This window comes from Cedecea neteri NBRC 105707 = ATCC 33855, from assembly GCF_001571265.1.
GTDB lineage: Bacteria > Pseudomonadota > Gammaproteobacteria > Enterobacterales > Enterobacteriaceae > Cedecea > Cedecea neteri.
The window spans coordinates 17,704-36,929 of sequence record NZ_BCTL01000002.1 but is presented as its reverse complement, the minus strand read 5'-3'; the positions used below and the strand labels follow the sequence as shown (position 1 = coordinate 36,929).

At 57.4% G+C, this 19,226-nt stretch carries 17 protein-coding genes; 6 read left to right on the top strand and 11 right to left on the bottom strand.

Annotated elements, in window-relative coordinates; translation table 11 throughout:
* Positions 1-32: 32 nt before the first annotated feature.
* From CNE01S_RS00945 to CNE01S_RS00910, 8 genes are read right to left on the bottom strand one after another with little or no spacing between them, the layout of a single operon-like run.
* Positions 33-794: an enoyl-CoA hydratase-related protein gene (locus tag CNE01S_RS00945; RefSeq protein WP_061272373.1), complete on the bottom strand. Its 762-nt coding sequence runs from the start codon at positions 792-794 to the stop codon at positions 33-35.
* The gene (locus CNE01S_RS00940) at positions 787-1,680 is read right to left on the bottom strand and encodes a 3-hydroxyacyl-CoA dehydrogenase family protein (RefSeq protein ID WP_061272371.1); all 894 of its coding nucleotides are present in this window, start codon (positions 1,678-1,680) and stop codon (positions 787-789) included. Before CNE01S_RS00940 ends, CNE01S_RS00945 begins: the two co-directional genes overlap by 8 nt.
* A 16-nt stretch (positions 1,681-1,696) precedes the next feature.
* On the bottom strand, positions 1,697-2,893 hold the full coding sequence (locus CNE01S_RS00935) for a CaiB/BaiF CoA transferase family protein (RefSeq protein ID WP_061272369.1): 1,197 nt from the start codon (positions 2,891-2,893) through the stop codon (positions 1,697-1,699).
* Positions 2,886-4,445, bottom strand: a complete 1,560-nt coding sequence (locus CNE01S_RS00930) for an HAL/PAL/TAL family ammonia-lyase (RefSeq protein ID WP_061272367.1) — start codon at positions 4,443-4,445, stop codon at positions 2,886-2,888. The genes CNE01S_RS00935 and CNE01S_RS00930 overlap by 8 nt, the downstream gene beginning before the upstream one ends.
* A gap of 9 nt (positions 4,446-4,454) precedes the next feature.
* On the bottom strand, positions 4,455-5,339 hold the full coding sequence (locus tag CNE01S_RS00925; RefSeq protein WP_061272365.1) for an ABC transporter substrate-binding protein: 885 nt from the start codon (positions 5,337-5,339) through the stop codon (positions 4,455-4,457).
* 33 nt (positions 5,340-5,372) lie between these two features.
* Positions 5,373-6,053 carry an ABC transporter permease gene (locus CNE01S_RS00920; RefSeq protein ID WP_061272363.1) on the bottom strand — a complete coding sequence of 227 codons (681 nt, stop codon included), beginning with the start codon at positions 6,051-6,053 and terminating at the stop codon, positions 5,373-5,375.
* 3 nt (positions 6,054-6,056) lie between these two features.
* Complete coding sequence (locus CNE01S_RS00915; protein WP_061272361.1) at positions 6,057-6,701, bottom strand: ABC transporter permease; 645 nt, start codon at positions 6,699-6,701, stop codon at positions 6,057-6,059.
* A complete protein-coding gene (locus CNE01S_RS00910; protein ID WP_061272359.1) occupies positions 6,698-7,795 on the bottom strand; it encodes an ABC transporter ATP-binding protein in 1,098 nt (365 codons plus the stop codon). Before CNE01S_RS00910 ends, CNE01S_RS00915 begins: the two co-directional genes overlap by 4 nt.
* 495 nt (positions 7,796-8,290) lie before the next feature.
* Between CNE01S_RS00910 and hutU the strand changes: the two genes are divergently transcribed.
* The 5 genes from hutU to gap all read left to right on the top strand — a co-directional run bounded on the left by hutU (position 8,291) and on the right by gap (position 14,127).
* Positions 8,291-9,967: a urocanate hydratase gene (gene hutU, locus CNE01S_RS00905; RefSeq protein WP_061272357.1), complete on the top strand. Its 1,677-nt coding sequence runs from the start codon at positions 8,291-8,293 to the stop codon at positions 9,965-9,967.
* A 51-nt stretch (positions 9,968-10,018) separates the two neighbouring features.
* Complete coding sequence (hutI, locus tag CNE01S_RS00900; protein WP_061272355.1) at positions 10,019-11,227, top strand: imidazolonepropionase; 1,209 nt, start codon at positions 10,019-10,021, stop codon at positions 11,225-11,227.
* A complete protein-coding gene (gene hutG / locus CNE01S_RS00895; protein ID WP_061272353.1) occupies positions 11,220-12,017 on the top strand; it encodes an N-formylglutamate deformylase in 798 nt (265 codons plus the stop codon). Before hutI ends, hutG begins: the two co-directional genes overlap by 8 nt.
* A 40-nt stretch (positions 12,018-12,057) precedes the next feature.
* On the top strand, positions 12,058-13,038 hold the full coding sequence (locus tag CNE01S_RS00890; RefSeq protein WP_061272350.1) for a GlxA family transcriptional regulator: 981 nt from the start codon (positions 12,058-12,060) through the stop codon (positions 13,036-13,038).
* Positions 13,039-13,116: 78 nt separating this feature from the next.
* Complete coding sequence (gene gap / locus CNE01S_RS00885; protein ID WP_045782868.1) at positions 13,117-14,127, top strand: type I glyceraldehyde-3-phosphate dehydrogenase; 1,011 nt, start codon at positions 13,117-13,119, stop codon at positions 14,125-14,127.
* Between the two features lie 245 nt (positions 14,128-14,372).
* Here gap and mqo read toward each other — a convergent pair whose 3' ends face one another.
* Positions 14,373-16,031, bottom strand: a complete 1,659-nt coding sequence (mqo, locus tag CNE01S_RS00880) for a malate dehydrogenase (quinone) (protein WP_096753976.1) — start codon at positions 16,029-16,031, stop codon at positions 14,373-14,375.
* 301 nt (positions 16,032-16,332) lie between these two features.
* Positions 16,333-16,893 carry an NADPH-dependent FMN reductase gene (locus CNE01S_RS00875; protein ID WP_061272348.1) on the bottom strand — a complete coding sequence of 187 codons (561 nt, stop codon included), beginning with the start codon at positions 16,891-16,893 and terminating at the stop codon, positions 16,333-16,335.
* Positions 16,894-16,989: 96 nt separating this feature from the next.
* On the opposite strand from CNE01S_RS00875, the gene CNE01S_RS00870 reads away from it, so the two are divergent.
* Positions 16,990-17,760 (top strand): AraC family transcriptional regulator, encoded by a 771-nt coding sequence (locus CNE01S_RS00870; RefSeq protein WP_061272346.1) that lies wholly within the window; start codon positions 16,990-16,992, stop codon positions 17,758-17,760.
* Here the strand turns inward: CNE01S_RS00870 and CNE01S_RS00865 are convergent.
* Positions 17,724-19,145, bottom strand: coding sequence for an MFS transporter (locus tag CNE01S_RS00865; RefSeq protein ID WP_061272344.1), 1,422 nt, complete (start codon positions 19,143-19,145; stop codon positions 17,724-17,726). The two genes, CNE01S_RS00870 and CNE01S_RS00865, sit on opposite strands and share 37 nt — an antisense overlap.
* Positions 19,146-19,226 lie beyond the last annotated feature (81 nt).

Here is a 19,226-nt window from a genome sequence, read left to right as displayed (position 1 = left end):
AGACTGGCTGCCGGTTTCATCTTTATCTCACCTCATCGCCCCTTAAACTCAGGCGACTGCTTATTTTTGAACGCCGCCAGCCCCGCCGCCCGGTCTTCGCTGTCGGCGATTAACGCAGAGAGCGATCGTTCATAGGCCACGCCCGCACTCAGCGGCATTTCGTAGCTCGCCGCCACGGCTTTTTTAATCATCATCGCGGCAAGCGGCGCGGCTTTTGCCACCTGAGTGGCCAATACGAGCGCCTGCTCTTCCAGCGCATCCGTCACGCGGCTGACAAGCCCGGCACGCAGGGCTTCCTGCGCGTCAATTCTTCTGCCGCTCAATAGCATGTCCATCGCCAGCGACTTGCCGACGGCACGTACCAGCCGCTGCGTGCCGCCCGCCCCGGGAATAATACCAATGTGGCTTTCCGGCAGGCCGAAGACCGCGCTTTGGTCGGCGATAATCATGTCGCACAGCAGCGCCAGCTCCAGGCCACCGCCGAGCGCATAACCGGAGACGGCGGCAATCAGCGGCGTTTCAATCTCAGCGACTCTGTCCCACTTCTCGCTAAACCCGCTGCGCCACAGCGTCGTCGCCGAAGCGGACGCCAGCGTGCCGGTGTCGGCCCCCGCAGAAAAGGCTTTGGGGGAGCCAAACAAAACGATCGCCCTGACGTCCGCTCGCCCGTCCAGTTCCTTTAGCGTGCTGACCAACTCATCCAGCATTTCAGCGGTGAGCGCGTTATATTTTTGCGGCCGGTTGAGCGTAACCACGGCAACCGCGCCGTCAACGCGGGAGAGAATATCACTCATGCTTCTCACCCCCGGTCAGCTGTCTGACTATGTCATCCCGGTGGCGCATACCTGCCGCGGCGGTCTCTGCGGTCCAGGCATAGAAACCCTCACCGCTTTTAACGCCGAGTTTGTTATCGGCCACTTTGGCTTTCAACCACCCGGGCAATTGGCTGCTGTTATCCAGCGCGGGCAGCAAGATCCCGGCGACTTTTTCCACCGTATCCAGCCCGGCAAAATCCATCAGCTTCATCGGCCCCATCGCCGCCCAGCGGGGAGCCAGCGTGCGTTGCACCGCACGGTCAACATCCTCCACTGAGCCAATCCCGGCATCCACCAGGTAAAGCGCCTCGCGCAGCATCGCGTACTGCAGCCTGTTGATAATAAAGCCGGGAATATCCTGGTTGACGACGATCGTCTCTTTGCCCAGTTGCTGGCAGATATCCCGCACGCGCTGGCAGATGTCATCCCCGGTCTGCTCCCCGCGCACAATCTCAATCATCGGCATGGTATCCGCCGGGTTAAACCAATGCATGCCGATCAGCCGCTGCGGCTGGCTGAGAGACGAGGCCAGCAGCGTGATGGACACGCTTGAAGTGTTGGTGGTTATGACACAATCCGCGCTGACCAGGCGCTCGACATCCTTCAGCACGCGCTGTTTCAGCGCCACGTCCTCGGCCACGTTTTCAGAAACCAGGTCAGCGTCGGCAAGGCAAGCCTCAAATGAGGTGGTGAAATCCACTTTTTCATCCACGCCGAGCGATGCCACAATGGTCCGCGCTTTGTCGAGCGTCGCCTCAGAGCGCGACCACAGACTCACGCAGTAGCCCGCCCGCGCCATCACTACGGCAATACGTGCGCCCATCGTTCCGGCCCCGACTACCGCCACTTTTTTTATTTGCACCATTTGCGTTCTCCGCCGGTTAAATGACGCCCTGCGCCCTGAGTTGAGTCAGCGTTGCCTCATCAATAGCCAGTAATTCTCGCAGCACGCTTGCCGTATGTTCGCCCAGCGCAGGCGGCACCAGCGCTGGCTCCGCTTTCATGCCGCTCATTTTCACCGGCTGCGGAACGATAGAGATGTTGCCTGCCGTCGGGTGCGTCACCTGTTTAACCAGTTCGCGCTCTCGCGCATAATCACTGGTAAGGATTTGATCCAGGCGCAGAACGGCGGAGGCCGGGACGCCTGCGCTGTCCAGAATAGCCTGAGCATCGTTGACGGTTTTATCCGCCAGCCAGCGCTCTATCTCTCCGCGAAGCGGCTGCTGGTTCGCCAGGCGCAGCGGGTCAGTGAGATACAGCGGATCGCTCGCCAGTTCTGGTTTCTCCATCGCCGAGCAAAGCTGACGGAACAGCTTATCATTGGCGACCGCAATCACGATGTGGCCATCCTGAGCCGGATAGCTGTCCATCGGCGCGCTGATGGGGTGCGCGTTGCCCAGCCGCCCGGCAGAAGGTTGCCCGCCGATCCACTGAGTCAAGGAAACCATTTGCATCGTCACCATCGTGTCGAGCATAGAGACATCAAGATGCTGCCCTTTGCCGCCGATCCCGCGCTGCAGCAGCGCCGCAAGCACCGCCCAACTGCCGTACAGCCCGGCGACCACGTCGCCAATGGCATCGCCAACGCGGGTTGGCTCCCCTTCCGCCCAGCCGGTCACCTGCATAATGCCGCCATAGGCCTGCACGATGTGGTCGTAAGCAGCTTTGTGCGCCATCGCCCCTTGCTGACCAAACCCGGAAATACTGGCGTAAACCAGGCGCGGATTAATCTCCTGCAGCGTCGGATAATCAATGCCGAGGCGTTTGGTTACGCCCGGCCGGAAGTTCTCCACCAGCACGTCGGCCTGCGCCACCAGTTGCTTAAGAATGGCTAATCCCTCAGGTGCCTTTAAATCCAGGGTGACGCTTTTTTTGCCGTGGTTAAGCTGCATGAAGTAGCTGCTTTCCCCGCCGATATGCGGGGTAAAACTGCGGGAGTCATCCCCGCTGCCCGGCATCTCAATCTTGATGACTTCCGCCCCGAGATCGTTCAGCAGCGAAGCGCACCACGGGCCGGCCAGCACGCGGGACAAATCAAGCACTCTGATGCCTTTTAGCGGCTGCAAAGCTTCACTCATGTTCGGACTCCTCAATCAGGGAGAGCAGCCTTTGGCTCAGATCGCCTTCAGCAATCAAATCCCGCACGGCATGCATGTCCGGGTACAGCGCGGTGTCCGTTTCGCGGAACGGCACACGTTCGCGCACCATGTTCAGCGTTAACTCTGCGCCAACCGAGGCGCGAAGCGGACGATGAAACTCCAGCGCCTGACTGGCGCACAGCAGTTCGATGGCAACAATATCCACCGCATTGCTTACCGCTTGCAGAGCTTTGCGTGCCGAAGAGACGCCCATGCTGATATGGTCTTCCTGCCCGGCACAGGTGGTGACGGTATGCACGCTCGACGGCGCGGCCAGGCTGCGGTTATCCCCCGCCAGCGCGGCAGCGACGTAAGGCGGGATCATCATCCCGGAGTTTGCGCCGCTTCTGCCGACCAGGAACGCAGGTAGGCCGCTAAGATGCACGTTGGTGATACGGTCGGATCGAGCCTGAGACGCCGTGCTGACCTGGGCAATGGCTATCGCCAGAGAATCTAATGCCAGCGCCAGCGGGGCACCGTGGCCGTTGCCGCCGGGAAGAATCACCAGCGCGTCGTCTTCGATGAGGAAGACCGGGTTGTCGGTGACCGAGTTCAGCTCGATGGTGACAATCTGGCGGCAATGGGCGAGCTGGTCGCGCACCGCGCCGTGAATTTGCGGAATGCAGCGCAGGCTCAGGGCATCCTGCACGCGATGGTCGCGAAAACGAGCAAAGATCTCGCTGCCGCTCAGCAGGCGGTGCAAAATCGCGGCGGTTTTCTGCTGCCCGTCGTGCGGGCGCAGGGCGTGCAGCCTGGCGTCGTAGCCACGGGTGTTGCCCTTCAGCGCTTCAAGGCACATACCGCCAGCCATGTCCGCCACCGGCAGCAGCCGCTCAAAATCATGCACGGCCAGGCACGCCAGGCCAGTAATCTCATAAGTGCCGCTGATCAGAGCATGGCCTTCTCGAGGGCCAGGGATTCGAGGGGCGATGCCCGCTTTCGCCAGGGCTTCGGCAGACGGCAATAGCTCCCCTTGATACCAGCACTTCCCTTCCCCAAAGAGAGACAGGCCGATATGCGCCGTCGCAATTAAATAGCCTACCGAGCCGCCCGCAGGCGACCACGGCGTGACCTGGCGGTTAAGCATTTCGGCCATGCGTTTCGCCAGCCCGGCGCTGACGCCGCTGTAACCCTGCAGCAGCGACTTCAGCATCACCGCCATCATCGCGCGCACCTCACGCACCGACAAATCTGGCCCCATCCCGCAGGCGTGGCTGCGCAGCATGTTCAGCTGCACGCTGGCGATCTGGTCGGCAGACAGGCGTTCCGTCACCAAATCGCCCACCCCGGTGGTCAGGCCGTAGATCACCTGCCCTTCTTCTATTGCCCGGCGGATATAGCCGCTCACGCTGTCCATGTTCGCCAGCGCTTCTTCGGCCAGCGTGACCGGAGCCCCGTCGGCAATGCGCACTAACTCTTCGATAGTGGTCTGCGCTCTGCCTAAGGTTACGGCCTGATGCTGGTGAGCGGAGGAGCCAGTTTGTCTTGTCATTGTGCGCCCTTACTTGCTCAGGCCATGTTTAACCAGCCACTGATGAGCCACGTCATCAATGCTGGCGAATTCGGCAAGCTGCCCGTTCATGGCAATCAAATCTGCGGTAGTTAGCTGCGCAGACACTTTGTTCAGCGTGTTCTCAATCGTCGGGTTCAGCGTGGAAGTGGCCACAATCGGGACGATGTTTTGTGCCGCAAACAGGTTTTTCGGATCTTCCAATGCCACCAGATGATCTTTCTGGATTTCCGGCGTGGTGGACGTTAAGTCAGCCGCCTGAATTTGGTTATTTTTCAGCGCGGTCAGCGTCAGCGGGCCCGCGACGTCCAGCACTTTGAAGCTCTTGAAGTTCAGGCCATAGACTTCTTTCAGCCCCGGCACGCCTTCGTGACGCGTTTTCCATTCTGCCGGGCCACCCAGGATAAGTTCTGCCGCATGAGGCTTCAGGTCATCAATCGTTTTGAGTTTGTATTTATCCGCCGTTTTTTTAGTCACGGCGATAACGTCGCTGTTTTGTGCCACGGCAGTATTCAGCATTTTCACTTTTGCCGGCAGCTTCGTCGCCAGCGCGGCCGCCACTTCATCAGAGCTGTGCGCTTTATTATTGGCGTCCAGGTAGCTCAGCAGCGCGCCGCTGTACTCCGGGATCACGTTAATGGAGCCGTCCAACAGCGCCGGAATGTAGACTTCGCGGCTGCCGATATTGAGCTTCTTCTCCACCGGGATGTTCTGCGCTTCCAGCGCGCCGGCATAAATCGTCGCCAGCAGCTGGTTTTCCGGGAAGTCAGCCGAGCCGATAATCACCTTCTGCCCCGCGTCTGCCGCCCACGCGGAGGAAACAACGGACAGCATCGCGGCACTCAACAGCGTCAAACAACGTTTCTTCATATTCATCGCGTTCACCTTGTGTAATTTACGGGCTCAACATCACTGGGTTTTGATACGTCGGGAAATGCCGTGGGACACCACGTACTTCACCGAAAGGGAAAAGAACACATCCACGAGCAGCGCCAGAATGGCAACCAGCACGGCGCCAGCGGTCATTTGGGAAAAATCGTTTGCTGCGCGGCCGTCGATAATCAACCGCCCCAGGCCGCCAAGAGAGACGTAAGCCGCAATGGTGGCGGTGGAGATTATTTGCAGCGTAGCGCTGCGGATGCCGGACAGAATCAACGGCGTGGCGCAGGGCAGCTCAACCTGCGTCAGCACCTGGAAAGGCGTCAGGCCGATGCCTTTGGCGGCGTCGTGAACGCTTGGGTCAACGGAGCGAATCCCCGCATGAACGCCCAGCGCTATCGGCGGCAGGGCAAGCACCACCAGCACGATAATGCACGGCAAAATAAAGGCCATATCCGACTCGAAATAGCCCGCCATCAGGATAACCAGCAGGATAATCAGGCCAAACGAAGGCAGCGAACGCAGCGCGTTGGTGGTGCCAATCAGCAGCGCTTCCCCTTTGCCGGTATGGCCGGTGTAACAGCCCACCGGAAACGCAATGGCTATCGCTATCGCCAGCGCCACCGCGCTGTAGCCAATATGCTGCGCCAGCAGCGGGAGAATACCGTCATCGCCATACCAGTGGCTGAGCGTAAAGAACCAGTCAGACATACTTTATCCCCTTGTTGGCTGCCAGCGGCTTAATGAGCGGGTCACGGCCACGACCACGCAGTCGAGCACAAAAGCCAGCACGATACACAGCACGATGCCGGCAATAATCGGCGTCAGAAACTGCAGCTGAAAACCCTGGGTAAACAGCGACCCGAGCTGCGGGGCGCCGATCAGCGCGGCAACGGAAACGATGCTGACGTTAGAGACCACGGCAACCCGCATCCCGGAGCCAATCACCGGCACCGCCAGCGGTAAATCAACCTGGAAAAACTGGTGCACCGGCCTGTAGCCTAGGGCAAAGGCGGACTGCCGGGTGTCGGTGGGCACCGAATCCAGCCCGTCGCACACGGTTCTGACCAGCAACGCAAAGCTGTAAATCGTCAGCGCCACCACCACGTTGATAGGGTCGAGGATCTGCGTGCCTAGCAGCGGCGGCAGCAGCACAAACAGCGCCAGGGACGGGATGGTGTACAGCAGCCCGAACAGGTTAAGAATGACGCCCTTCACGCGCGGCATGCTGCTCACCAGCCAGCCGGCCGGGATCGCCAGCAGCAGGCCAATCAGGATCGGCGTCACCGAGAGGTAGAGATGCCACAGCAGCAAATGGAAAATTTTGTCGCTTTGCGCCCACAGCCAGTCAAATCTCATACCGCCTCCCGCGCCATTGACTTGCAGGCATCCAGCACATGATCCAACCCCAGCGTTCCCAGCACTTCAGCGCGGTCGTCAATCACCACGGCGCGGTGGCACGGCGAGCTGAGCGCAGAGTCCAGCATCTGGCGCAGCGTGCCGCTTTGCGGGTAGAAGGTGGCGCCCAGATTAATGTGCTCGGGGACAACGGCCTCGACCTGCTGATGGGTGTCAAACCAGCCGCAGGCTTTGCCTTCGCGGGTCACCAGCAGCCAGCGCTGCACCGCAATGTGGCGCGCCATGTCGATAGGCGTGCCCACCTCGGCGGTCGGTTCCATCTGCATCGACGCCAGCGGCCCTGAATTGTAGAAGCTCAGCTTGCGGTAACCGCGGTCGCGGCCAATAAAATCGGCCACGAAATCACTCTGTGGCGCGTTAAGCAGTTCACCCGGCGAGGCCATCTGTCCCAGCTTGCCGCCGGGCTTCAGCACTGCCACCAGGTCGCCCAGCTTCATGGCCTCATCGATATCGTGAGTCACCATAATGATGGTTTTGCTGACTTCTTTCTGAATGCGCAGGAACTCTTCCTGCAGCTGATCGCGCACCACCGGATCCACGGCGCTGAAGGGTTCATCCATCAGCATGAACTCCGGGTCAGCGGCCAGCACTCGGGCAACCCCAACACGCTGCTGCTGGCCACCGGAAAGCTGCCACGGATAGCGTTTGGCCAGCTGCGGGGCCAGGCCGACGACCTCCAGAAGCTCGCCCGCTCTCGCACGGGCTTTGGCTTTAGGCATGCCGTTGAGAATCGCGGTAGTGGCGATGTTGTCGATGATGTTTCGGTGAGGGAACAGGCCCGCATTCTGGATAACGTAGCCAATGCGACGGCGCAGCTGCACCACGTCCATTTCTGCGGTGGATTCGCCGTTAAGCAGGATTTCGCCGGAGGAAGGCTCAATCAGCCGATTAATCATCCGCAGTGACGTTGTTTTCCCACAGCCTGAAGGGCCTACCAGCACGGTTATCTTGCCGCCGGGTGCGGTGAGATTGAGCCCATCCACCACGACCGTGCCGTCGTCATAAAACTTGGTCACATTGTTGAAAGTAATCATCGCTACGCCTCATGGTCATCTGGCTGCCGAAGAAATGAACGGCTGCGTAAAAAAGCTATGTATAGCATTGTATGTACAATCTGCAAAGCCTGTGCCATAACAAACTCGCAACATCAAAATAAAGACATTTTATTGTTTAAAAACAATCAAATAATTAATTTATTAAATTTTAAGTGTGATCAACTCGTGATTTTTATCAGGATTAAACGGTGCCTTATGAGCGATTTTCCAGCTATCCGAACTGCTATTTTTGCCCTAAAAAGGATCAATCTCTTTGTAAAGAGCGCCAAAATGGTGCGTTAAAGGATAAAAAAGGAACGATATATGATGTAACTACTTACCCTGCCATACATAAGCATATGATTTAAAACAAATATAAAAACAATCTCGTGCCTGGCATCAAATGTGCTAATCATGTATATACAAGCAATCGAAAAAATGACATGGTATTTTTCGTGAGCACTTTCCCCGTTATCTCAAAACAAGGTGAACCCCATGAAGAGTGAGTTTTCTCGTTATCGCGATGTTGAAATCAGGGCGCCACGCGGTACAAAGCTGAATGCAAAAAGCTGGCTGACGGAAGCCCCGCTGCGCATGCTGATGAATAACCTCGATCCGGATGTGGCTGAAAACCCGAAAGAGCTGGTGGTTTACGGCGGCATTGGCCGGGCGGCGAGAAACTGGGAGTGCTACGACAAAATGGTCGAAGCGCTTAAAGCACTGAATGAAGATGAAACCCTGCTGGTGCAATCCGGCAAGCCTGTTGGCGTTTTTAAAACCCACGCCAGTGCCCCTCGCGTGCTGATTGCCAACTCTAACCTGGTGCCGCACTGGGCTAACTGGGAACACTTTAACGAGCTGGACGCTAAAGGCCTGGCAATGTACGGCCAGATGACCGCCGGGTCGTGGATCTACATCGGCAGCCAGGGCATCGTGCAGGGTACCTATGAAACCTTCGTGGAAGCAGGCCGCCAGCACTACAACGGCTCGCTAACCGGGCGCTGGGTGCTGACCGCAGGCCTCGGCGGCATGGGCGGCGCACAGCCTCTGGCCGCGACCCTTGCCGGTGCCTGTTCACTGAACATTGAATGCCAGCAGTCACGCATCGACTTCCGCCTGCGCACTGGTTATGTCGACGAGCAGGCCAAAGATCTGGATGACGCCCTCGCCCGCCTCAAACGCTACACCAGCGAAGGGAAAGCCGTTTCTATCGCCCTGCACGGTAATGCGGCAGAAGTTCTGCCGGAGCTGGTAAAACGCGGCGTGCGCCCGGATATGGTGACCGACCAGACCAGCGCCCACGACCCGCTCAACGGCTACCTGCCCGTGGGCTGGAGCTGGGAAGAGTACCGCGAGCGCGCGGCCGTTGAGCCTGCGGTGGTCACTCATGCGGCGAAAGCTTCGATGGCAGAGCACGTAAAAGCGATGCTCGCCTTCCAGCAGCAGGGCATTCCTACCTTCGACTACGGCAACAACATTCGCCAGATGGCAAAAGAGATGGGCGTGAGCAACGCCTTTGATTTCCCGGGCTTTGTGCCGGCCTATATTCGCCCGCTGTTCTGCCGCGGGATTGGGCCTTTCCGCTGGGCCGCGCTGTCCGGCGAGCCTGAGGATATCTACCGCAGCGACGCCAAAGTCAAAGAGCTGATCCCGGACGACAAGCACCTGCACCGCTGGCTGGACATGGCCAAAGAGCGCATTAGCTTCCAGGGTCTGCCGGCGCGTATCTGCTGGGTCGGCCTCGGCCAGCGCACCAAACTGGGCCTGGCGTTTAACGAAATGGTCAGAAGCGGCGAGCTGTCTGCGCCTATCGTCATTGGCCGCGATCATCTTGACTCCGGTTCGGTGGCAAGTCCGAACCGCGAAACCGAATCAATGCAGGACGGTTCTGATGCGGTGTCCGACTGGCCGCTGCTGAACGCCCTGCTGAATACGGCCAGCGGCGCGACGTGGGTTTCCCTGCACCACGGCGGCGGCGTCGGCATGGGCTTCTCGCAGCACTCCGGCATGGTTATCGTCTGCGATGGCACCGACGAAGCAGCGGAGCGAATCGCCCGCGTGCTGAATAACGATCCGGCCACCGGCGTAATGCGCCATGCGGATGCAGGCTATGATATTGCTATCGAGTGCGCCAAAGAGCACGGCCTGAACCTGCCAATGCTGGCGAAGTAGTTCCCCTGTGGCGCGGCCCTCGCCGCGCCCCGTCCTGATGAGAGAGATCTTATGCGGATTTTATGGCGTAACTGCCGCATCACTACCATGGCCAACGGCCAGTACAATCTTATCGAAGACGCGGCTTTGCTAACCGAAGGCGACAAAATTGCCTGGGTGGGCCCCTATAGTCAGCGTCCCAACCTGCCTTATGACGAAGAGCGCGACCTGCGCGGCAAACTTGTCACTCCCGGTCTTATCGACTGCCACACCCATAGCGTGTTCGGCGGCAACCGCAGCCAGGAATTTGAGATGCGCCTGAACGGTGCAACCTACGCGGACATTGCCGCGGCGGGCGGAGGGATAGCCAGCACGGTGAAGGCCACGCGCCAGGCGAACGAAACCGACCTGCTGACAAGCGCCAGCCGCCGCATTAATGCGCTGCGCAAAGACGGCGTAACCACGCTGGAAGTGAAATCAGGCTACGGCCTCAGCTTTGAGGACGAGCGCAAAATGCTGCGCGTGATCCGCCAGCTGGCGCAAAGCCTGCCGCTGACGATTTACAGCACCTGTCTGGCCGCGCACGCCCTACCCCCGGAATACAAAGACCGCAGCGATGACTTTATCGCCGACGTTTGCGAACGCTGGTTACCTGACCTGCATCGCGAAGGGTTAGTTGACGCCGTGGATGCCTTTTGCGAACACCTGGCCTTTTCCGTGCCGCAGGTTGAGCGAGTCTTTGACAAAGCCCATGAGCTCGGCCTGCCGGTCAAGCTTCATGCCGAACAGCTTTCGCTGCTGCACGGCGCGGGGCTCGCCGCCCGCCATAACGCGCTTTCAGCCGACCACCTCGAATATCTCTGCGAGGACGATATCACGCTGATGGCAAAACACGGCACGGCCGCCGTGCTGCTGCCCGGGGCGTTTTATTTCCTGCGCGAAACGCAAAAACCGCCGGTTTCGCTGCTGCGTAAACACAGCGTGCCGATGGCAATTTCCAGCGACCTGAACCCAGGCACCTCCCCCGTGCAATCGCTGCGTCTGATGATGAACATGGCCTGCACGCTGTTTGGCCTGACGCCGGAAGAGGCGCTGGCGGGGGTGACGCTGAATGCGGCGCGTGCGCTCGGCATTAGTGAGAAAACGGGCACCCTTGAAGCCGGTAAAGAAGCAAGCTTTGTTGCGTGGGAGATAGATCATCCCGCCGAGCTGAGCTACTGGCTGGGCGGCACGCTCTCCAAACAGGTTATCTATCAAGGTAAAGAGGTGTGGAATGATTAAGGGCTTTGAGCTTCATCAGGGTAAGCTGCCGCTGTTGATCAGCATGCCGCATCCCGGCACACAGTTAACGCCGGAAGTGGCGAACGGGCTGACGGCGCGGGCAAAAAAACTGGAAGATACCGACTGGCATATTCCCAAACTTTACCAGCCGATACGCGATCTGGGCGCCAGCATGCTCAGCGCCAACTATTCCCGCTACGTGGTTGATTTAAACCGCCCGTCGGACGATAAGCCGCTGTACACCACCGCCACTACCGGGCTTTATCCGGACATCTTTTTCGATGGCGAACCGCTGTTCGAGGCGGGAAAATCCCCCGATGCGCAGGCCAGGGCCGATATCCTGACCAACATCTGGCAGCCTTATCATCAGGCGCTTGCCCAGGAACTGGCAAGACTGAAAGAAACCTTCGGCTATGCGATTCTGTGGGACGCGCATTCCATCAAGTCCGTGGTACCTCGGCTATTCGAAGGTCGCCTGCCGGACCTTAACTTTGGTACCGCGGACGGAGCCAGCTGTGACCCGGCGCTCAGCGCCGAGCTGTTGAAAACCAGCGAGCATTTTAACGGCTACAGCAAAGTGCTGAACGGCCGCTTCAAGGGCGGCTACATCACGCGCCATTACGGTGCGCCGGAGCAAAACATTCAGGCCGTACAGCTGGAAGTGGCGCAGTGCTGCTATATGGACGAAGAGAGCTTTGCATGGTCAGACGATAAAGGCGCGCAATTCCAGCAGTTGTTGACCCAATTGATTGAGACGGCGCTGGACTGGGGAAAACGTCACTACGGCTAGCCCGCTTGACTTAATTTGTTTAAAGCGTACTTTTCAGGACATGAAAACTATTCTGATCATCGTTCCTGACGGCGGCATGCTGTTCGAAGCCGCCGGTATCGCCGATATTCTGATGCAGGCCACTCGCCTGCATACGGAGGCCCTCGCCGAACCTCGCTACCGCATTAGCATCGCTACCACGCAGCCTCATCACGTTGTGCACGGTATGTCCGGGCTCAACCTGCTGGCCGACCACCGGCTGGCAGACCTCGATCCCGACGAGCCTCGCGACACCATCATGATTACCGGGAAAGGTCTGAGCGAGCCGGAAGGCAGCGCCGTGGTGGAGTGGATACGCCGCGCGGCGCCGCATACTGACCGCATTGCCTCCATCTGCGGCGGCGCCATGTTATTAGCTCAGGCCGGGCTGCTGAACGGCCGCCGGGCAACCACCCACTGGCGAATGCTTGAGGAAATGCAGGCCAAATGGCCGCAAATCCAGGTCGAAGCTGGCCCGCTGTACATTCAGGACGGGCCGGTATGGACGTCAGGCGGCGTGAGTTCTGGGTTCGATCTTACGCTGGCGCTGGTGGAGGCCGACTACGGTTTCACCCTCGCCCGTGACGTCGCTCAGGATTTAGTCATGTACCTGCATCGCCCCGGCGGGCAGCTGCAGTTCAGCCGCTATCATCTGCGCCAGGCCGCCAACACCGGGCCTATAAGCCAGCTTCAGGACTGGCTGCTGGATAACCTGGCGGACGATTTGTCGGTGGAGAAACTGGCAGAACGCGTTGCCATGAGCCCACGGAATTTTACCCGCGTATTTACCCGTGAAACCGGCGTTACCCCCGCTCGCTACGTGGAAGAAGCCCGACTGGCCGCCGCTCGTCATCATCTTGAGCAGTCGAACGACACCCTGGAACGGGTGGCCTGCGCCTCGGGCTTTGGCACCGCCATTAACCTGCGCCGCGTCTTTGAGCGCCAGCTGCACCTCACGCCGGGAGAATACCGCGAACGCTTCCACTGCCGGAAATTGGCATGAATTGATCCTTTTTTGTCATTTACGCCATTTCGCTCTGCGCCTACTCTGACCTCAGACATTCAAGAGAAGGAGTGAATCATGGTTAAGGTCGGGATTAATGGTTTTGGCAGAATCGGACGAAACGTGCTGCGTGCTGCCCTGGGTAACCCCAATATTGAGATCGTAGCAATCAACGATTTGACGGACAGCAAAACGCTCGCACACCTGCTCAAGCACGACTCGCTGATGGGTAAACTGCCTGCGCCGGTGGAGGCTTCCGAAGGGCTGCTCCACGTTGACGGCAAGCCGGTTCGCGTCTTCAGCGAAAGAGACCCGGCGCAAATTCCGTGGCGTGACGTCGGCGTAGATATCGTTATTGAGGCCACCGGTTTTTTCACCAGCCGCGAAAAAGCCGAAGTTCACATCACCCACGGCGGCGCAAAACGCGTGATCATTTCTGCCCCTGGTAAAGACGACGATCTGACCATTGTGCTGGGCGTGAACCACGAAAGCTACGATCCGCAGAAGCACTTTGTAGTTAGCAACGGCAGCTGTACTACCAACGGACTTGCCCCTGCCGCTCAGGTGCTGCATCAGGCATTCGGCATTGAACACGGCCTGATGAACACCACTCACGCCTACACAAATAGCCAGGCGCTGCACGACCAGCCGGAAAAAGATCTGCGCGGCGCACGTGCGGCAGCGCTGTCGATTGTGCCGTATTCCAGCGGCGCGGCAAAAGCCCTCGGCAAGGTTATCCCCGAGCTCGACGGTCGCCTGACCGGTTACTCTCTGCGTGTACCGGTGCCGGTGGTGTCTATCGTCGATTTAACCGTGACGCTCAAACGCGATGTCACGGCGGAAGAAGTGAATGCCGCGTTCCGTAAGGCTGCTGAAGCGGGTCCGCTGAAAGACATTCTGGGCTACAGCGATGAGCCGCTGGTTTCCAGCGATTATCAGGGCGACCCACGATCTTCGATTATTGACGGGCTGTCTACGCTGGTGATTGGTGGTAACCTGGTGAAAATTCTGGCCTGGTACGACAACGAATGGGGCTTCTCCAATCGCCTGGTTGACCTTGCCCTGCTGATGGATAAACGCGGGCTGTAACGGTCGCTGAAATGCAAAAGCCAGCCTTGCGGCTGGCTTGATTGCTGACAAAGAGGGAAAAAGCGTGGTTTTTCCCTCTTTGTGTTTATCAGCTGAAAAGCAATGAATTGATTTTCCTGTTTATTTTTCTGGTGACACATTGCAGAATTTTATCCGCATGAGATTTGTCATCAGTCTAAAGCCAGCCTTGCGGCTGGCTTTTTTATTACCGCCCCTGCAATACAGAGGCTGGCTGAGGCGTAAACTTACAGCGCCATATCGTGCTGGGTGGCCGCTTCCGCTTTCGCTTCGGCTGGTTTTGCCACCGGCGTTGCGCTCTGGTCGTTCATTTGAATAACCGGCGGTTTGGTCAGCTGCAGCGTGGCTGCTGTGTCATCCCAAACTTTCTGCGTCAGCGCCGCGTTGCCGTTCATCTCCTGACCGTAGCTCGGCACAACGGCACGGATCTTGTTCTGCCATTCCGCGGAGTTGAACTGCTGCGGGAACATCTGCTTCAGCACGTTCAACGTGATAGGTGCCGCGGTAGAAGCGCCTGGGGATGCGCCCAACAGAGCGGAAATGGTTTTCTGCTGGTCAACAACCACTTCGGTACCCAGCTTCAGCACGCCGCCTTTGTTCTCATCTTTTTTGATGATTTGCACGCGCTGACCGGCCTGGATCAGTTTCCAGTCTTCTTTACGCGCCTGCGGGTAGTACTCTTTCAGCGCGTCAAAGCGGTCTTCATCACTCAGCATTACCTGACCAATCAGGTATTTCACCAGGTCAAAGTTATCCAGACCTACGTCGGTCATCGGCATAAAGTTGCTGGTCGTGGTGGTGCTAAGCAGATCAAAGAAAGAACCGTTTTTCAGGAACTTGGTGGAGAAGGTCGCGAACGGCCCAAACAGCACTACGCGCTTACCGTCGATAAAGCGGGCATCAATGTGCGGCACGGACATCGGAGGCGCACCCACGGAGGCCTGACCGTACACTTTTTCAAGATGCTGGCTGGTTACCGCCGGGTTTTCGGTCATCAGGAAGGAGCCACCCACCGGGAAACCGGCGTAGTTTTTCGATTCCGGAATACCGGTTTCCTGCAGCAGCTTCAGCGCGCCGCCGCCAGCACCGATAAAGACATATTTCGCATCGATGGCGTGCTCTTTACCGCTGGTCACGTCTTTGATGGTGACGTGCCAGGAATTGTCGCCGTTGCGTTTGAAGTCGGTGACTTCAGAAGAGGTTTGCAGGGAGAAATTCGGGCTTTTTTTCAGGCTGCCGATCAGCTGGCGGGTAATTTCACCGTAGTTGACGTCGGTCCCTACAGGCGTCCAGGTTGCCGCGACTTTTTGATTCGGGTCGCGTCCTTCCATCACCAGCGGAGCCCATTGCTTAATTTGCTCGTGGTTGGTGGAGAATTTCATGCCCTGGAAAAGTGTGGTTTTCTGCAGTGCGTCATAGCGCTTGGTCAGATACTCAACGTTTTTATCGCCCCAGACAAAACTCATGTGCGGCGTGGAATTAATAAACGAATGCGGGTCGTTCAAAATACCGCGCTGAATCTGTGCGGACCAGAACTGGCGAGAAATCATAAACTGTTCGTTAATTTCCAGCGCTTTGCTGACATCAATAGAACCATCCGGGCGCTCCGGCGTATAGTTCAGCTCCATATTTGCCGAGTGCCCGGTACCGGCGTTATTCCAGCCGTTGGAGGACTCAAGCGCCACGCCGTCAAGCTTCTCAACCATGACCTGTTTCCAGTCCGGCTGCAGCTCCTGGAGCCACGTCCCGAGAGAGGCACTCATAATACCGCCGCCAATCAGCAGGAAGTCAGTTTTTTGCGTGGAATCCGCGTTAGCGTAGCTAGCAGAGCTTACGAATAACGCCAGTGTTGTCAGAGAAATAATTGTCTTTTTCATTGCAGGCATAATAATTCTATTGCATCGCAGGTGAATGAAGTACATCTATGTTAACCCACTTTTACGATATTTTAAAATCTCATTCACATCCCGATTAATCCATACAATTAATGCCAATGATTTTTTTAATTAAAAAAACCAAATAAAATCAAATATTATAAAAATAACGCCGCCTAATAATACATCCTGTATTCCGGGTATTATTAGCGGTAATTCGCTTAGTTATCGGGATGTTATTGGCAAAAAAAATCCACGCATGCGCATGGATTTTATCCTTATTTCATTTCCACAAAAGGCGATAAATTCGTCGTTAACGGTTTGTGCTATTCTGCTCTACCGCCTTAATAAAGACAGCAAGCTGGGTACGAATAGACGCCGCCGTGGCGGAATCAATTAAACGTCCGTTCTCTAATTTCTGATTCACAAAGCTGACCGCAAGCTCCGGCAGCGGCACCATATTGCACAACATCGAAGCCAGCGTTTCCCGCAGCTGGTATTGCGCCCTGACGCCGCCCAGAGCGCCGGTCGACTGCGAAACGAAAAAGACATATTTCCCCAGCATACAGCTGGCTCTGACCGGCCGCGACAGCCAGTCGAGCGCATTTTTGAGTACGCCGGGCATGCCGTGATTGTATTCCGGCACCGTAATAATCACCGCATCGGCCTCAGCCACCAGCTGGCGGGCGCTAACCACCGGCTCAGGTAATTCCGTCTTTTCCAAATCCTGGCAGTAATGTTCCAGGGCACCAATATCAAGCACACTAAAATGACTCTGCTCGGGCAGCATTTCGCGAATGCTGTTCAGCAATGCACGGGAAGCCGAATCCATCCGCAGGCTACCGGCGATTCCCACGAAGCGTAATGTTTTCATCTTGTTCTCCTCTTATTTTTCGATGAAGGTATTATCAAAAAAAGAATGAGATAATTCTTTCGCTAATCCGCCAAAACGCTTTGCAGGAGTGCCAACATGCCAGATGCCCTACCCGTCGCTATCGCCGCTTCCGACATGGCGCATCTTCGGGGTGACGACGTGACGTTTCACCGCCATTTGCATGGCCAGTTAAGCGTCACGCTGGAAGGTACCCTCCGACTGCAAACCGAGACCGGCTGGTGGCTGGCGACGCCAGGTAACGGCGTTTGGGTGCCGCCGGGCCTGCTACACCGGGCGCTCTACACTGAACGTTCGCGGCTAATTAATCTGCGTTTCCGGCAAGGATTTGAGCGGCTGCTGCCGGAAAACAGTTCGCTTATCGTCGCCTCAAACTTGCTGACGGAATTGGCCAAAGAAGCCCTGGCGATTCAACCAAACAGTGATTCGGCTGAACAACTTGAACTGATTGCACAACTGCTGCACTTCCAGTTGCGTAAGCAGGTTTTGAAAACGGATCTGTTTGTGCCTGAGGGAAGAGATAAACGACTGAGACTAATCACCAGCCTGCTGCGGGAAGATCCGGCCTGTAGCAAAACGCTGGTTCAGCTGGCTGCGGTTGCCTTCATCAGCCCCAGAACATTAGGCCGGCTGTTCGAAAGCGAAATTGGGATGAGTTTTACACGCTGGCGGGAACGGATGAGGATCATCAGTTCGGTAGAACAATTGGTTAACGGCGTGCCGATAACTCAGGTGGCCTATGATATGGGCTATCAAAGCGCCAGCAGCTTTACCACTGCTTTTACCCGAATTATCGGCCTGCCGCCGGGACGTTATCTTAAAGAGACTTTCACCCCGGACAAAAGCTGACGGCGGGTCACGGCGGCAACCGCAAGCGCCAGCATCATCACAATTTCAGCGGCCAGGAACCCGATCATCGCCACGGAATAATCCCCGCTCTGGCGCTGTAAATGCAGGAATAATGCCCCCAGCACCGCCGGGCCAAGCCCCAGGGCAGACTGCTGCAAGGTGCTTAATATGGCGCTTGCCGCCCCGGCATCGTTCAGGTCGATATCGCGCATCCCAATGCGGTAAAAACTGTTCACAATCAGCGCCTGGCCGTAACCGGTCACCAGCGTCGCAGGGGCAATAGCCAGCGGGCCTGCGTGAGTACCAAAATGCCAGAGCGTAAATATCAGCCCCAGCAGGCCCACAACCTGAATTGCGATCCCGCTCAGCAGAATAGTACTCAGCGAATGGCGCACAATAAGCCTCGGCGCAAACCACGCTGAAACAAAATAAGAAATGCCCATCGCAATAAAGCTATTCCCGGACTGCCACGGCGCCATGCCCATGCCCGACTGCAGCGTCAGCGCCATACAGAACATAAAGCCCGACCAGCAGGTAAAGAACAGCAGCGCGATCAGTAGGCCAAACCGTATGCTGCCGAGCTTCAGCAGCCTTGGCGGCAGCAGTGGCTGTAGTCCGCGCTGCTGTTGATTAAGTGCCCCGACGCGCATCAGGTAACCGAGCGGTAACGTCGCCACCAGCATCAGCTGCATCGGCCACGGCCAGTGCAGATCCGGGCCAAGCGCCATCGGGAACAGCAGGCAGCAAAGCATCAGGGCAAGCGTGACGGTTCCCTGCCAGTCAATGCGTGAATGGCTTTCACTGCGCGTTTCTGGGATATAAAAGCGGCTCAACACCAGCACTAACAGGCAAATAGGCACGTTGATAAAGAACGCGTTACGCCAGCCCAGCCCGGCAATATCTGCCGACACCAGCCAGCCGCCGCCCATCTGGCCGATAATAAATGCAATTCCGCCAATGCCGCCGTACAGGCTGATGGCACGGGCGTGAGCGGTGCCCTTGAGCGTAACGTGCAGCGTGGCAAGGATCTGAGGCACAATCAGCGCAGCGCCAACGCCTTGTAGGGTTCGTGCGGCCAGAAGCTCGGTAACCGAGCCGGAAATTCCACACAGGAAGGAAGCAATGCCGAACAGCGCCACGCCCCACAGCAGCGTTCTGCGGCGGCCGTGGTTATCCCCCAGCTTGCTGCCCACCGCCAGGCTGACGGCAAAGGCAACGCCGTAAAGTGCAACGATTAGCTCCAGTTGAGTTGGCGTGGTGCCAAGGGACTGGGTGATTGAGTCTAGTGCCACATTGGTGATAGAGGTGTCGATCAACGGCAACATCTGGCCCGTCAACAGCAGCACCAGGCCAGCACGGCCGGGTGAAACAGGCGAATTATTCATCAGGGACTCCATTGCATAGTTCAGGATACCGACGTAGGATCCATGAACATTTAACCGGGTACCAGTTCTTACTTATACTGG